Annotated in this window: 13 protein-coding genes and 1 tRNA gene; 4 read left to right on the top strand and 10 right to left on the bottom strand. The window is 35.6% G+C overall.

What is annotated here, in order from left to right; translation table 11 throughout:
* Positions 1 to 20: 20 nt before the first annotated feature.
* From carB to AAHI99_RS06900, 3 genes are read right to left on the bottom strand one after another with little or no spacing between them, the layout of a single operon-like run.
* Positions 21 to 3,215: a carbamoyl-phosphate synthase (glutamine-hydrolyzing) large subunit gene (gene carB / locus AAHI99_RS06890; protein WP_342227529.1), complete on the bottom strand. Its 3,195-nt coding sequence runs from the start codon at positions 3,213 to 3,215 to the stop codon at positions 21 to 23.
* Between the two features lie 6 nt (positions 3,216 to 3,221).
* Positions 3,222 to 4,274 (bottom strand): glutamine-hydrolyzing carbamoyl-phosphate synthase small subunit, encoded by a 1,053-nt coding sequence (gene carA, locus AAHI99_RS06895; protein WP_342227530.1) that lies wholly within the window; start codon positions 4,272 to 4,274, stop codon positions 3,222 to 3,224.
* On the bottom strand, positions 4,271 to 5,350 hold the full coding sequence (locus tag AAHI99_RS06900; protein WP_342227531.1) for a hypothetical protein: 1,080 nt from the start codon (positions 5,348 to 5,350) through the stop codon (positions 4,271 to 4,273). The genes carA and AAHI99_RS06900 overlap by 4 nt, the downstream gene beginning before the upstream one ends.
* A 129-nt stretch (positions 5,351 to 5,479) precedes the next feature.
* Between AAHI99_RS06900 and AAHI99_RS06905 the strand changes: the two genes are divergently transcribed.
* Positions 5,480 to 6,001: a lysozyme inhibitor LprI family protein gene (locus tag AAHI99_RS06905; protein WP_342227532.1), complete on the top strand. Its 522-nt coding sequence runs from the start codon at positions 5,480 to 5,482 to the stop codon at positions 5,999 to 6,001.
* Between the two features lies 1 nt (position 6,002).
* On the opposite strand, the gene AAHI99_RS06910 is transcribed toward AAHI99_RS06905, so the two are convergent.
* The 4 genes from AAHI99_RS06910 to rpsO all read right to left on the bottom strand — a co-directional run bounded on the left by AAHI99_RS06910 (position 6,003) and on the right by rpsO (position 8,974).
* A tRNA-Leu gene (locus AAHI99_RS06910) sits at positions 6,003 to 6,087 on the bottom strand.
* Between the two features lie 22 nt (positions 6,088 to 6,109).
* Positions 6,110 to 6,496 carry a rhodanese-like domain-containing protein gene (locus tag AAHI99_RS06915; protein WP_342228374.1) on the bottom strand — a complete coding sequence of 129 codons (387 nt, stop codon included), beginning with the start codon at positions 6,494 to 6,496 and terminating at the stop codon, positions 6,110 to 6,112.
* On the bottom strand, positions 6,496 to 8,613 hold the full coding sequence (gene pnp, locus AAHI99_RS06920) for a polyribonucleotide nucleotidyltransferase (protein ID WP_342228375.1): 2,118 nt from the start codon (positions 8,611 to 8,613) through the stop codon (positions 6,496 to 6,498). The genes AAHI99_RS06915 and pnp overlap by 1 nt, the downstream gene beginning before the upstream one ends.
* Positions 8,614 to 8,716: 103 nt before the next feature.
* Complete coding sequence (rpsO, locus tag AAHI99_RS06925) at positions 8,717 to 8,974, bottom strand: 30S ribosomal protein S15 (RefSeq protein ID WP_339050327.1); 258 nt, start codon at positions 8,972 to 8,974, stop codon at positions 8,717 to 8,719.
* A 468-nt stretch (positions 8,975 to 9,442) separates the two neighbouring features.
* Here rpsO and AAHI99_RS06930 point away from each other — a divergent pair, with 468 nt between their 5' ends.
* Positions 9,443 to 10,093, top strand: coding sequence for a S24 family peptidase (locus AAHI99_RS06930; protein ID WP_342227533.1), 651 nt, complete (start codon positions 9,443 to 9,445; stop codon positions 10,091 to 10,093).
* A gap of 166 nt (positions 10,094 to 10,259) precedes the next feature.
* Positions 10,260 to 10,898 (top strand): endonuclease III, encoded by a 639-nt coding sequence (gene nth / locus AAHI99_RS06935; protein WP_342227534.1) that lies wholly within the window; start codon positions 10,260 to 10,262, stop codon positions 10,896 to 10,898.
* A 47-nt stretch (positions 10,899 to 10,945) separates the two neighbouring features.
* On the opposite strand, the gene hemC is transcribed toward nth, so the two are convergent.
* The 3 genes from hemC to AAHI99_RS06950 form a co-directional block, all read right to left on the bottom strand.
* The gene (gene hemC / locus AAHI99_RS06940) at positions 10,946 to 11,887 is read right to left on the bottom strand and encodes a hydroxymethylbilane synthase (RefSeq protein WP_342227535.1); all 942 of its coding nucleotides are present in this window, start codon (positions 11,885 to 11,887) and stop codon (positions 10,946 to 10,948) included.
* A gap of 15 nt (positions 11,888 to 11,902) precedes the next feature.
* Positions 11,903 to 12,796, bottom strand: a complete 894-nt coding sequence (locus AAHI99_RS06945; RefSeq protein WP_342227536.1) for an acyltransferase — start codon at positions 12,794 to 12,796, stop codon at positions 11,903 to 11,905.
* A gap of 126 nt (positions 12,797 to 12,922) precedes the next feature.
* A complete protein-coding gene (locus AAHI99_RS06950) occupies positions 12,923 to 14,116 on the bottom strand; it encodes a D-alanyl-D-alanine carboxypeptidase family protein (protein ID WP_342227537.1) in 1,194 nt (397 codons plus the stop codon).
* Positions 14,117 to 14,402: 286 nt separating this feature from the next.
* Here AAHI99_RS06950 and AAHI99_RS06955 point away from each other — a divergent pair, with 286 nt between their 5' ends.
* The gene (locus tag AAHI99_RS06955; protein ID WP_342227538.1) at positions 14,403 to 15,479 is read left to right on the top strand and encodes a hypothetical protein; all 1,077 of its coding nucleotides are present in this window, start codon (positions 14,403 to 14,405) and stop codon (positions 15,477 to 15,479) included.
* The last annotated feature ends 192 nt before the right edge of the window (positions 15,480 to 15,671 follow it).

The following is a 15,671-nucleotide window of genomic DNA, read 5'->3' on the forward strand; positions in this document are numbered from 1 at the left end:
AAATTCAAGTGCGAAGAATATCATTTATCACTTTTTTTTATTACCAAACTTTGCCAAGATTCTATAGGCAATTCTTTGCCCCATAAACTTACTAAACATTGTAAAATTATCAGTGCGTTCTGAGCATTAGTAATTAAAGGAATATGATGATCAATAGCTAAACGCCGAATTAAAAACCCATCAGTTTGCTGCAAACCTGTCATTGAGCTTGGAATATTAATAATTGCTGCTATCTTACGTTGTGTTATTAAATCTCTTATATTTGGTTTTTTAGCTTCACTAGTTTTGTTAACAAAGTAGGACGCTATACCCTGCTGAGATAAAAACTGGTGAGTTCCTTCAGTGCTATAAATAAGCCAACCTTGATCATCAAGTTGTTTGACCCAAGGTAAAAGCTTAGCTTTATAGTTATCTGCAATACTTAATAACAATTTTTTTTCTGCAATATTTTGATCCGTTGCTAACCATGCTTTATAAAAAGCCTGCACCAAATCCTCTGCAATACATGCCACTTCACCCGTAGATGCCATTTCAACTTGAGCTACAGGATTAGAACCTTTTAAACGACTGTAAGAAAATTGTGCTGCTTTGACACCAACATAATCAAGCTCTAAAGTTTCATAATGTTTTGTTTGGTGCTTATTCAGCATCACTTCGGTTGCTATCTGAATGAAATTATGACCTGTTACTTTAGAAACAAACGGAAAAGAACGTGATGCTCGCAAATTACATTCAATAACCTGAATATCATTATTTTTAGCAATAAATTGAATATTGAACGGTCCAGTGATGTGTAAAGCCTTTACAATTTTACGCGCTATGCTTTTAGTACGACGTATGGTTTCTAAATATAATTTCTGTGGTGGTAACACAACTGTCGCATCTCCAGAGTGAACACCTGCATTCTCGATATGTTCTGAAATAGCCTCAATGACAATATCACCCTGTTTAGCAACTCCGTCTATTTCTAATTCTTTTGCTTCTTGGACAAATTTAGATATCACCACGGGATGTTCTTGCGAAACACGAGCAGCCGCTTGTAAATGCTGATCTAAAGACTCAGGATCAAAAACCACATTCATCGCAGAACCAGACAAAATATAAGAAGGCCTAATTAATACTGGATACCCTACTTTAGCTGCAAAAGTTTTTGCTTTACTCAAACTAGTAATTCTTTCCCAAGCAGGTTGATCTATATTAAGCGTATTTAGTAAGGCAGAAAATTTTTCTCGATTTTCAGCATAATCTATAAAAGTCGGATCCGTACCCAGTAAATGATAACCTTCTGTAGCTAAAGGGACAGCTAAATTATTAGCAATCTGTCCTCCGACCGAAACAATAATGCCCTTTGCTGATTCAAAATCCACAATATCTTGTACACGCTCAAAAGTAAGCTGTTCGAAATACAATCGATCAGATTCATCATAATCTGTAGAAACTGTTTCAGGATTCGAGTTAATAATAATGGCCGTTTCTTTTAATCGACGCAAAGTCTGCGCAGTAGTAACCGCACACCAATCAAACTCGACAGATGATCCTATCGAGTAGGGCCCTGAACCCAACACAATGATAGGTGGACGCATAGCAGGAGAAATATCATGTTCAACAGCATGGTAGCTTAGATAAAGATAATTTGTCTGCGCAGCAAACTCCCCAGCCAAAGTATCTATTTGTTTCACAAAAGGTATGATGCCATATTTTAGACGTAAAGTTCGTATTTGTTTTATTGATTTATTTTTTGTCTTAGCAATAAAGCTATCAGAAAAACCCGCTTGTTTTAATTGACGTAATAGATTTTTATTAAATTTATGAAGATTTAACTGTTTTTCTAATTCTGTTAATTGATGAATTTGTGCCAAAAACCAAAAATTAATCTGAGATAAGCGCTCAGCTTGCTTAACTGAACCACCATTTTTAAAAAATTGATATAAGGCAAATAAACGTCTATCGGTAGCAAATTGTATTTCTTTGCGTGGATTATCAATTTCTTCTGGATAATCCATTAAGCAAGTTGCCCCCTTGTTTAACATCCCCACTGCTTTTTGCAATGCCTCTGGGAAAGAACGGCCTATTGCCATCACTTCCCCCACGCTTTTCATTTCAGTACCAATCGTTCTTTCAGCCGCTTTTAATTTATGTGTATCCCACCGTGGAATTTTTACTACGATATAATCCAGTGCGGGTTCAAAATAAGCGCTCGTCACCTGAGTGACACTATTTTTTATTTCATAGAGCTGGTAACCCAATGCTAATTTTGCAGCAATAAACGCTAATGGATAACCCGTTGCCTTAGATGCTAATGCACTGGAACGGGATAATCGCGCATTCATTTCTATAACTCGGTAGTCGCCATTTTTAGGGTTAATAGCAAATTGAATATTACATTCGCCAATAATGTTAAAATGCTCAGCAACTTGCAAAGCCATATTCCGTAATAACTGATGTTGCTCATTATTTAAGGTCTGTGCTGGTGCTACAACAATGCTTTCTCCAGTATGGATGCCCATGGCATCCATATTTTCCATATTACAAATTGTTAATCCATTTCCCATTTGATCACGGACAATTTCATACTCAAATTCCTTCCACCCAAATAAATATTCTTCTATTAAAATTTGTGGTGCTGTGGCTAAGCTCTCCTGGGCTCGCTGCTCAAGAATTTCTCGATGCGCAATTTTCCCAGAACCTAAACCTCCTAAGGAGAAACCTGAACGTAACATAATGGGATAACCGATCTTTTCTGCTGCTTTCAACGCTTCAGCAACTGTTTTGACTGCAAAACTAAGTGGTGTTTTAATTTTTATCTTTGCTAAAGCCGCTTTAAAAAGATCTCTGTCTTCTGTTTGGCGTATCGATTCAACGGATGTTCCTAATACTTCTACTTTATATTTTTTTAATATCCCTTTTTTTTCTAAATCTAAACCTAAATTAAGAGCAGTTTGACCGCCAAAACCTAGTAAAATTCCATCTGGCTTTTCTTTAATAATAATCCGCTTCACTGTATCAAAATTTAATGGTTGTAGATAAGTTTCATTGGCTAAATTTGCATCCGTTTGTATGGTAGCTATGTTCGGGTTTATTAATACCGAAGTAATTTTTTCTTCTTTTAGTGCTTTAATGGCCTGTGAACCGGAATAATCAAACTCGCCTGCTTGGCCTATTCGTAAACCACCCGAACCTAAAATCATAATTTTCTTATATCGTTGTATTTTCATAATCTTTTATAACATGCGATAAAAACGTTCAAATAACCATTGTGTATCCATAGGTCCAGGTGCAGCCTCAGGATGGAATTGTACCGAAAAAAAAGGATCTTTCTTATGCTCAATTCCTGCAACTGTTCCATCATTTAAATTTCGAAATAATACTTGCCAATCTTTAGGAAGTGATTTTTCATTTACCGCATAACCATGATTTTGCGAAGTCAAATAACATCGTTTTGTCGGCAAATAAATACAGGGTTGATTTTGAGAGCGATGGCCAAAAATTAACTTATAGGTTTTAGCCCCAACCGCTAAAGCCATTAATTGCGTCCCTAAACAAATGCCGAAACAAGGCTTCTTTTTAGTTAAAGCCTTTCTTAAAATGGCTATCGTTTTTTTACATAATTGCGGATCACCTGGACCATTGGAAATAAAAACTCCATCATAGTCTTCCTGACTATAATCATAGTCATAAGGGACTCGTTTAATTTTTAGTGGGAATTTTAATAAACAACGTAAAATGTTTTCTTTTAAACCACAGTCTACAACTATTATTTTTTTTCTACCTTCACCATAATACAGCGGCTCAGTAATTGTTACTTGTTTTACCCAATCGATAGTTTCAAATTCAATAAAATCGCCATGCGGCTTATTTAATGAAGTAATTATACCTGGTGTTACTCCATTAACTCTTAAACAATGTGTTAAAGCCCGCGTGTCCAAACCCGTTATAAAAGGTATATTTTCAATTTCAAGCCAATTTACTAATGACTGTTGGGCAGCATGATTTGAGTAAAATGACGCTATTTCAGAAATAATCACGCTTTTTACTTGAATTTTGTTAGATTCCCAAGTATTTGGTGCAGAAACACCATAATTTCCTATCAAGGGATAGGTAAAACATAATATCTGCCCTGCATAAGAAGGATCTGTTAAAGATTCCACATAACCTAACATACCTGTATTAAATATAACTTCACCGGAAACTTCAGTTGTTTGGTTTACTGGCATATATCCAACAAAGCTCTCACCTGTTTTTAATATTAATTTTGCTGATACCAATTTTTTCATGATCTCGTCTGTTGGTGAAATTGAGCAGCAAGATAAGGGTTCCACATCATGCCTGTTGCAGAAAGGGCAATATCTGCGCCACTATTTAAAAATTCATTAAAATGTTCCGGAATAGTAATACCACCCATACCCAAAATAACTAAATTTAATTTTTCAGTTTGATTAATTTGAACTAATTTATTAAGACATTGTAATGCTAATCGACGGATTGGATAACCTGAAACCCCACTATAAATTCTTTTTCCAAATGCAGGCTGATGATCTTTATTCAATACGCGCATACTGATGGAGTTGATAGCACTAATACCGCTTGCTCCAGCCTGTGCTGCAGAGATTAATAAATTTAAAGGGGACTCATGCTCATGAATTAAGCCTATCTTTAATACGATGGGAGTATCGCCTACACATTTCACAACCAAGCTTGTTATTTCCGATACATGTTTAATACTCCAATAAAGCGGTTCACCTGATTTCATTAAATTAGGACATGAAAAATTTAGCTCTATAATATCAGCACCGGCTTCTTTAGCTATTAATGCGGCAGCCGCAAAATCTTGTGACATCGATTTAAGCGAATCACCTTCACCATAAACCGACACAATCAGCACTTGACCTTCTACTAAAGAATTTTTTGCAAAAGCTATATCTTCCATAATCACTATCGGTTCCAAACAACCGTTACCAAAGGAATTACTAATTGCAATTTTGTCACTTATTTTTTCAGGTTCATTCTTGGTAAAAAGAACTTCTTTTAAATCAGCATAATTAAATAATTTTTCACATTCGATATGAACAATATTTGGCAAAGGATGGGTTGGGTAAGCTTGGCGCCGTATTGTTTTGTAGGTCAATACGTCGAAACCTAGTTGTGCTAATAATGCCACACCTTTACCAGTTGTTGCAGCGCATGCAGCCGCACCAATTTTGGAGGCTAGAGAATAGCCTAATAAAGAACTCCACTGTGTTCTGTCTGGCCAAACTCGAGTCGGTGGTTTTATTGATGGGAAAGAGGGATTGCTGAAGTTTTCTTCGAAAGTTTTACTAATGTCATAGAGAGGCGATGAAACGCTCAACATGCGATATGGCTATAAATAATTTCGACTATTTAAACCGATTTTCCAAAAAATACCAAGTTTTTTATTGTCTTAATTAATATTTTTCTATACGCTTACCTTCCCCGCGTTTTATATAAATAAAAGCGCAACATGAAAAAACATTCTGCCTTAAGTCTCCTTATCAGTATCAGTTTAATGCTTTTTTCTTTACCATCACCATCAGTAACTTTAGAATCTGAGGTAATAGCGGATATATCAAAACGAAGTCATACTCCTGTGGGCGAATTAAAAACACTCTTTGCTGATTGTGACAAAGCTATGAGCCAACTAGACATGCATCTTTGTGCGGATAAAGATGCTACTACAGCTAGTTTCAAATTAAAGCAAATATTATTTAATAAAAAATCACAATTGTTGATTTGTAAGTCTCAGCTCAAGGAAAAGATTGCCCAATGGGAAAAACTCCGAGACAATGCTTGTGATAAAGCTACTGAAGACTCTAAGGATGGTTCAATATGGACAACTTTATTACTAAATTGTGTGACAGATGAAACAACTAAGATGGTAAAGAAGCTCGATAAAATAAATAATTGCAACGAACTAAATAAGATTGTAGAGCCAATACAGATCGAACCAGGCCTTTATTCTCCTTGTGGAAAAGCATCTTGTTAATTGGTGCCGAGAAGAGGACTCGAACCTCCAAGGGTTGCCCCACAAGTACCTGAAACTTGCGTGTCTACCAATTTCACCACCTCGGCAAATCTCTCTTTCAAGACAACATTATTTGGTCATTTTGATAAGTGGATAACCTGCTTCTAGCCAAGTGCGGAGACCGCCTTGCAGAGAAGCAACTTGGCTATAACCCATTTTTTGAAGATTATCTGCCGCCAAGCAAGATCGAAAACCGCCGCTACAATAAACAACAATCTCTGCTTCAAAATCTGGAATGTATTTCTCAATATCACGTTCAATAATACCCTTACTAAGAGGGATAGCATGAACAATAGACCCTTGTTGAAATTCATCGTGCTCACGTACATCAATTAAATAAAACCGGTGCTGACTGTTAATTTTTTTATTTAAATCAGCAACCGTCAACTCTTTTATTTGAGGTTTTATTTTATCAACTAATTTTATAAAAGCTGATGTATGTTGCTTTTGATTGATCACGAATGTATTTCGTTCTCCATTTCTACTTCAATATCTTTCATGGTTAAACGAATGCGACCTTGTCTATCTATTTCTAGTACTTTGACTTTGACAATTTGGCCTTCGCTTAATACATCACTCACTTGTTCAACACGTTCTTTAGAAATTTGTGAAATATGTACTAAACCATCACGACCGGGTAATACGTTAACAAAAGCACCAAAATCAGTCAGTTTAACTATTGCACCTTCATAAGTACGGCCCACTTCCACTTCCGCTGTTACTTTTTTAATACGTTCTATTGCATTTTGGCAAGCATGTAAATCAGATGTCGAAATTCGAACGACACCATCATCGCTAATGTCGATTAAGGTTCCTGTTTCTTCAGTAATCGCGCGAATTGTCGCTCCACCTTTTCCGATTAAATCACGTATTTTTTCAGGGTTTATCTTTAAAGTAGTTATACGCGGTGCATAAGGGGAAACTTCTATGCGTGGTTCAGCTAAAGTTTCTTGCATAATATTTAATATATGAAGACGACCCTCTTTTGCTTGATTTAATGCCACCTGCAAAATTTCTTCTGTAATACCATCAATTTTAATATCCATTTGTAATGCCGTGACACCATCTAGTGTACCTGCAACTTTAAAATCCATATCTCCTAAATGATCTTCATCACCTAAAATGTCGGTTAATACAGCAAACTGATCGCCTTCTTTTATTAGGCCCATTGCTATACCCGCTACATGTTTCTTTAAAGGTACACCAGCATCCATTAGCGCTATACTTGCACCACAGACTGTTGCCATAGAGCTAGATCCATTTGATTCAGTAATTTCAGAAACAACACGTAATACATAAGGAAAATCGGATTCACTAGGTAATACAGCACGCAAAGCACGTTTCGCTAAATTACCATGCCCAATTTCACGCCGTTTAGGGCTTCCCATTTGGCCGGTTTCACCCACGCTATAAGGAGGAAAGTTATAGTGAAGCATAAATGTTTCACGCCCTTCTCCATCTAAGGCTTCTATGGTTTGCGCATCTCTATCCGTACCTAAGGTAGTAACAACTAATGCTTGCGTCTCGCCTCTAGTAAATACAGCCGAACCATGTGTACGTGGTAAAAATCCTGGCTGAATAGTAATAGGGCGAACTGTTATCTTATCACGTCCATCAATGCGATTTTCGCCTGATAGAATACGACTACGTACTATTTTCTCTTCTAAATTTGCTAGGAATAACTGAATAGCTTTAGCGGAAATTCCTTTTTCTTCATCTAACCATTTCTCGACAATACTATTTCGTAAATTTTCTAATTTAGCTTTACGAATTAATTTCTCCGGAATTGCATAGGCCTCAGTATATAAAGCCTGTATAGCTTGCGTTATTTCTTGTTCCACAACTGCATCTAATTGAGAAGTTGTAGTTTTTTGCGCATCCCAAGCGGGCTCACCTGCCTCTTTAGCAAGCTCTTTAATAGCTTGAATAACCCCTTGCATTTGTTGATGTCCAAACAAAATAGCATTCAACATAATTTCTTCAGTAAGCTCAGCTGCTTGAGATTCCACCATTAAAACGGCTTTGTCTGTTCCTGCAACTACTAAATCTAAATCTGATGTTTCTAGTTGCTTAAAGCTTGGGTTTAATAGGTATTGTCCTTCCGAGTAACCGACTCTTACTGCCGCTATCGGACCCTTAAAAGGTAAGCCGGATAAGCTTAAAGCCGCAGAAGCCCCAATTAATGCAGGAATATCTGCGTTAATATCCGGATTTGAAGATAAAACAGTCGCAACAATTTGCACTTCATTATAAAAACCTTCAGGAAACAGAGGCCTTATTGGTCTATCAATTAAACGCGATGTTAAAATTTCTTTTTCAGTAGGTCGTCCTTCCCGTTTAAAATAACCTCCTGGAATACGTCCAGCCGCATAGGAGCGTTCTTGATATTGAACAGTCAATGGAAAAAAATCTCTTTCTTCACCTGCTTGCTGCTTGTTACCTACAACGGTTACTAAAACGGTAGTACCATCTAAGCTCACAACAACTGATGCTGTAGCTTGACGTGCGATTGCCCCAGTTTCTAGAATTATTTCCTGCGAACCAAACTGCACGACTTTCTTTATAGAATTAATTAACACGTTTACATTCCCTCAAAAAAAACAAATGGGCGAAAATTACCGCCCATTGGTACGAATAAAATGTCTTCAACGATTGGCTGAAGAATATGAACAGGACTTAACCACGCAAGCCAAGTTGCTTAATGAGCGTTAAATACCCCTGTAAATTAACACTTTTGAAATATTTTAATAATTTACGACGCAAAGCTACTTTCTTTAATAGACCTTGTCGTGAATGATTATCCTTCTTATGCACTTGAAAATGGCCATTTAGTTGTTCGATAGCCCCAGATAATAAAGCAATCTGAACCTCTGGGGATCCTGTATCGCCCGGAGAACGTTGAAATTTAGCCAATATTTCATTTTTAGCCAGCATAAAACCTTTAACCTCTTATAAATGAACCCGCTATTCTATGCATAATCCCTGCAACTGACAAGGATTATCTTCTTAAATTATGCTTCTAATAGTTAAGTATCGATAAACCTTTGTATCTTTAGGGATTACTTATAAATCGTAGGTAAAATGCTTACTTTTACTCTTTATTGCGTTCGTCCCTCCCTAAGACTCAAACAGTTTTTAACTATCTGATCTTCATAACTTAAGGTTTTTTAGAATCTAAATTTCCAGCTGAAAATAAAAAAATCTGCCATTGGTAATTATTTCCTATCGCAAAAAATCACAGCTTGTTTATTGAACCTTAAATTACATCATTATTTAGTATAAGTGCCGTGTCATGTTAGAATATCCACCCGCCGCTGACAGCTATTTTTACCTAATTTGTCGGCGTTGGAAATTATCAGCATGGACAGGTAAAATTACCGCTAATTAATAAGTGAAAATGATATGAAAACTACTAGTAGCATGAGCAAAATTCTTAAAGGATTAATGGCTGAGTTAGGGATTAATGAATCGGAACTAGCACGACGCACCGGTGTAGGCCAACCTGTAGTACATCGAATTTGCTCAGGAGAAACTGATAATCCCAAAGTCGCCACTTTGAGTCCGATTGCCAATTTCTTTGCTATCTCTATCAGCCAACTCATCGGTGATGAGCCCATATCAGCTGATCGCATTCCAGGCACTTTTAACCCAGATGCTCAAGGATGGCGTCAAATTCCATTACTTACTTGGCCTCAAGTGTTACATTGGCCCAATCTTCCTGAAAAATTTGCCCCATTACCAACAATTTCTACTGATATCGACATTAGTCAGCATGCTTATGCTGTTGCTGCTAGAGATACCACCATGGAACCTCGCTTTCCAGAAGGAACTGTACTTCTTATAGATCCCGATCTAAAACCTAATAGTCTTGATTTTGCGATTATTCATATTGAAGGGCATGATTTACCCAATTTTAAACAAATTTTAATCGACGGTGGACATACCATCCTTAAACCTCTTAATACTGATTTCAAAACCTTACTATTAGATAAGCCTCATCGTTTTTTAGGTGTGATGGTCCAATCAAGAATGGATTTTAAAAAGAAAAAATAAATCCTTTACTATAATAAAGAAACACAATGAACTATGGTTATTCTGGTAAGTATATTACAGAATTGTGTTATGGCTTAAAAATATAACTTGCCGTCAAACTGTTTAACCCTTTAAAATCTTTTTTTATACTAAAATTTTATTAATATTAATTTTAAAGCAATAAGTCATGAACCAGAAAAAACGTACCGCTATTTTTCAGCGTTTTCATGCTTACAATCCTCATCCAACGACAGAATTAATTTACTCCTCACCTTTTGAGCTTTTAATTGCCGTTATTCTTTCTGCTCAAGCAACAGATAAATCCGTTAATAAGGCAACACAAATTTTATTTGTTAAGGCCAACACACCAAAAAAAATAGCTTCGCTGGGATTAACCGGTTTAAAAAAATATATAAAAACAATTGGCTTATACAATACTAAAGCAAAAAATATCATAAAAACCTGTAAAATTTTATTGGAGCAATATCAAGGAAATGTCCCTAATAATCGTGAAGCGCTGGAGAGTCTACCGGGTGTTGGGCGTAAAACTGCTAATGTCATATTAAATACTGTTTTTCATCAGGCAACCATTGCTGTTGATACGCATATTTTTAGAGTATGCAATAGAACCGGTCTAGCGCGTGGAAAAACACCTTTAGCTGTTGAAAAAATGCTACTAAAAGTCGTTCCTAAAAAATATTTAAAAAACGCTCATCATTGGTTGGTGTTACATGGGCGTTATATTTGTTTAGCTCGTAAACCTAAATGTCCTGAATGTATTATTCAAGATCTTTGTGAGTATCCTAACAAAACTGAACGTAAATGATTAAAGTCTTATAGACTCTAAAGATGGTATGCAATTTTTGCTCAGCTCTAAAAATTTATATTTAAAACTTCTTTTAGAATTTCTTCGGCACCAAGTTTACGTAAACTTTGTGCCGCTAAAAGTCCGATTTTTTCCGCATCATCAATAGCTCCTTTCTTTTCGACTTTAATTAGTTTAGTACCATCTAGATTTCCAACTAAAGCTTGTAAACTCAATTGCCCATAATCCAAAGAAGTCGCATAAGCGGCTATAGGCACTTGACAACTGCCTCCTAACTCTCGACTTAAAGCTCGCTCAGCTAATACACAATAATAAGTATCAAGATGTGTCAATTTAGAAATATATCGCTTGCTTTCCTCATCATCTGATCGGCATTCGATCCCTAAAGCGCCTTGGCCTGGCGCAGGTAAAAAACAACTGGTCTCTAAATATTCACTGATTCGATCTGTTTTTTTCAAACGAATGAGCCCTGCGGCAGCTAAAATTATTGCGTCAAATTCACCTGCAGTCAGTTTGTCTAAGCGAGTTCCTACATTTCCTCTTAATACTTTCACTTGTAAATCAGGACGCAAAGCCAATAATTGCGATTGGCGACGTAAACTTGAAGTACCTATACAAGATCCAGATGATATTTGAGCTAAAGGTTGGCCAAATCTTGAAATTAACACATCGCGAGGATCTTCACGCTTGCAAATGGCTCCTAATACTAAACCCGATTCTAAATCCATAGGCAGATCTTTCATAGAGTGAACGGCTATATCTGCCTGATGATTAATTAAAGCCGCTTCTAATTCTTTAACAAATAGTCCTTTACCTCCCAATTTACTTAAAGAACTGTTTTGCAGTCTATCTCCTTCTGTAAGCAAAGGAAGTAAGCTAATCGTTAAATATGGAAAAAGTTTTTGTAATTGTTCTTTAATTATATTGGCTTGCCAATAAGCCAAAGGACTTTTTCGAGTAGCAATACATAAAAAATTTTTATTATTCAAAACTCACCTCAAATATTAAAAATTTTGCAGTTGAGTTTTGATAAGTCGATCTTTTTTTTCCCATAGTTCGTTGAGTTTTTTTTGAAAAGTTATTCGAAATTGACGATCGTTTTCATAATCCCCTAACAAGGCTTTAGTAATTGGGATTGTTTCAACATCAACAATTATTTTTTTAATACTTCCTGATAAGAAATCTAATAAGCTAGTTTGATGAGGAGGATAAATAATTGTGACATTAAGAATTTTATGGAAAAAATCACCCAATACGGCAAGACTAAAAGCCATACCCGCTGCTTTAGGGCGCAATAAATACTGATAAGGGGAAGCTTGCAACTCATGTTTTTCTTTTGAAAATCGAGTACCTTCAACAAAATTAGCCACTGTAGTTGGTGTAGTCTTAAACTTTGCGCTAGCTTTTTTTGTTTCTTCAATATCCTTATTTTTAAGCTCTGGATGCTTGGTTAATTTGGCTTTGCTATATCGATGCATAAATGGAAAATCTAATAGCCAACATGCCCAACTTGCTATTGGCAGAGTCCAAAGTAATTCCTTTTTAAGAAAAAATTTTAAAGGTGGAATTTTTCCGCTAAAAATATACTGTAAAATAAGTATATCTGCCCAAGATTGATGATTAGAAATGAGTAAATACCATTCTTTATAATGTAATTGTTCTAGTCCTCTTATTTCCCATTTAATTGGAGTTATCAATTTTAAAAGAAAATAATTACTGCGTAACCAAACCGCATGTAAAGATTCCATTAAATTTTTAGTCAGTCGGCGCCATTTTTTTAATGGAATAATAAATCGCAGAAAACCTACGCTCGCTAAAGGGATAAACCAAATTGTAAGAACAATAAAATATAAAATCGTTGCGAGTCCTGCTCTTAAGAACTTATATAAATTGTTCATAAATAGTTCGCATTCCGATAGGCTATCAGCGCGTGTAAAAGACAAAAGGCTACAAATAAAGAGAAGGTATCCTTATTAAACATAAAGTAATACCTTTTAAATTAATTTACCTTCTCTAAGAAAAGCTTAAATCTTATTAAATAATAAACTGGTATGATCGACTAAATTACGCCATAAACCAGCTTTTGATAAATCCTCTAAGGCAATGAGCGGCGCTGATGCGATAGGCTTATCATTCAACACTATATTGATTTGACCAATAACTTCTCCTTTTTTAATCGGTGCCTTTAAATTAGGAGTAAAAATCATAGTCGTGGTAGGTTTTTTATTTGATCCGAGAGGTAGAGTTGCATAAAGATCTTGCGCTAAACCGACTTTAATTTGAGGCCGCTGAGCAAACCAAACTCTAGTTGTAGTCAAATTTACCTCAGCATTATACAACTTATGTGATTCAAAAAAACGAAACCCATAAGTAAGTAATTTTTGGCTATCTTGCGCTCGCATTTCATCGGAAGGGGCACCCATAACAATTGTAATTAAGCGCATGCCATTTTTTTGGCCTGAAGCGGCTAAACAAAACCCTGCTTCATTAGTATGCCCAGTTTTAATTCCATCAATATCAGGATCGCGCCATAATAAGCGGTTGCGATTAGGTTGTTTAATTCCATTGTAAGAAAACCATTTTTGAGAATACCATTTATAATCTTCGGGGAAATCAAGGATTAAAGCGCGTGCTAAAATTGACATATCACGTGCAGTGGAATAATGGTTAGGATCAGGTAATCCATCTACATCGACAAAATGAGTATTTTTCATACCTAGTCTTGCTGCTTGTTGATTCATTAGGTTAACAAAAGATTCCTGACTTCCTGCGACATACTCCGCCATCGCCACACAGGCATCATTTCCCGAATCAACTATCATACCTTGCATCAAGTCTCCTACACTGACCTTGTCTCCAACTTTCACAAACATTTTAGAACCACCCGTTTTCCAAGCGGCTTCACTAATAGTTACTAAATCAGTTGGATGTATATGCCCTTGTTGCAAAGCCATAGACACAACATAAGAAGTCATCATTTTGGTCAAACTAGCAGGTGCTACGCGTTCATCAATATTTTCGCTTGCTAAAAGTTTACCGCTATAAGCATCCATCAATAGATAAGCTTTAGCATTTACGCTAGGCGCAATCGGTGTCAATGTGGGTTGTGCAGAAACAGGGGCTGTTATAGGAATCACAGGGTCAGCTTTGCATACTGAACCCAATAAAGCCATTATTAAAAATATTAATGTAAAACAAAATGGATATCGCTTAAACATGGTGTAAACGCCTTATAACAGTTTAGAAGTAATGCAGTTTCGTTGTATATACTAATTTCGGCTTCGAATATAAGTCCAGGTATAGAAAGATCCTGCCAATCCTTTTAGTAAAGCAATAATACTGCAAATATCTGATTATTTATAGAGTAATACCATTTATTACCAAAAAACCCACTCGCTTATTTATTTCAGCTTAAACTTTATTTTCATTATGGTTTAGGATAGAGTACTTTTTTAAGCATATACCTTAAATTTATTCTAAACTCTTTAAAGGAAGTATAAGATAATGAGTAAACCCTATTTAAAAATAATAGAATCTACTAATTCTTTTTTTCAAAATGTCATACTTAGTGCTATCTTTGTTTTTAAGTCAAACATCTACCAAATAGGGTCATACTTTGAAAAATACCTTGCTCCCATTTTGTTTCCTCTCGTTGTTATACCTGATGCTGTAGCTAGTTTGTTTGCGCTTTATCAGTTCGCCCGCGCTAAAAATAAGAATTTAGGTAAGATCTTTGACTTAATTCATGCCCCAATTAAAGCCGCCTTGGTTTTCACTGCGGTTTTTGCTGGGCTTAGTTTAATTTTTGTACAAGGATTATTTCTGACTGCAGTAGGTTCCAGTGTCGTTTATCATCTTGGTTTATCAATTTTTCATGTATACCATTGGCTTAAATCAGAAAAAAATTCTCCAGCTAGAGCACTTCATAAAAATCACACCCTAAATAATCTTATTGCCACTATGTTAGGCGGAATTGTTATTGCAGGTATTATTTTAACAATGGTAGTTGCTCCCTATTTAGCCACTACTGTTTTAGCAGTAGCAGGAATAACAACTGCAAGTTTACTTATGCTAGCTACTATTTGCGCAATTTATAGAAATTTTAAAAATCCTTCTCTCTCTCCAACTATTAACCTTTTAAATGAAGGTACATCTGAAATCAATCAACCTTCTTCATTTGATCATTCAGCTTCATCAACTTTTTCGCATTCAAGTGAAATAATACCTACACCAAAAAATAAAAATTCAAATTATTATTACCGTGAATTTCGTTCTGCAAAATTAACGGGTAATCAAGAACAGGATAAAAATTTACTTATTGAGGAATATGATAGTAAAAAACTAAGTCTTCAGCGACAAATAGAAAATTCAAAGAACAGTTTTTTTGGGCGTGTTTGGTCAGAGGAATCAAAACGCCAAATTAAAATTAGTACTCTTACTCTTCTTGAAACAGCAATAAATTCAAATGATAAAAGCCTTCTATTATTAATACCAAACCAGGCATATCAATCGTTGGGTAAAGAAACCGGCGATATGCAAGATATAATTGAAGCTACCGAATCATATTTTAGACCTCGCTAACTATATTTTTGTAAGCTTTTTAACTACAAATTAATCTGACTTATCTATAAACATAAAAAATGATTGTTTAGAACTATCATTAAATCGCATGTAATAATGCTTTATAGGCCATTATAGGCATGTAAGCTTTACTTATGAGCCCATATTAGGTATTTATTTAACCTAATATGATAAGAAAAATAAGACTAACTA

The sequence above is a fragment of the Rickettsiella endosymbiont of Rhagonycha lignosa genome, assembly GCF_964031165.1.
GTDB lineage: Bacteria > Pseudomonadota > Gammaproteobacteria > Diplorickettsiales > Diplorickettsiaceae > Aquirickettsiella.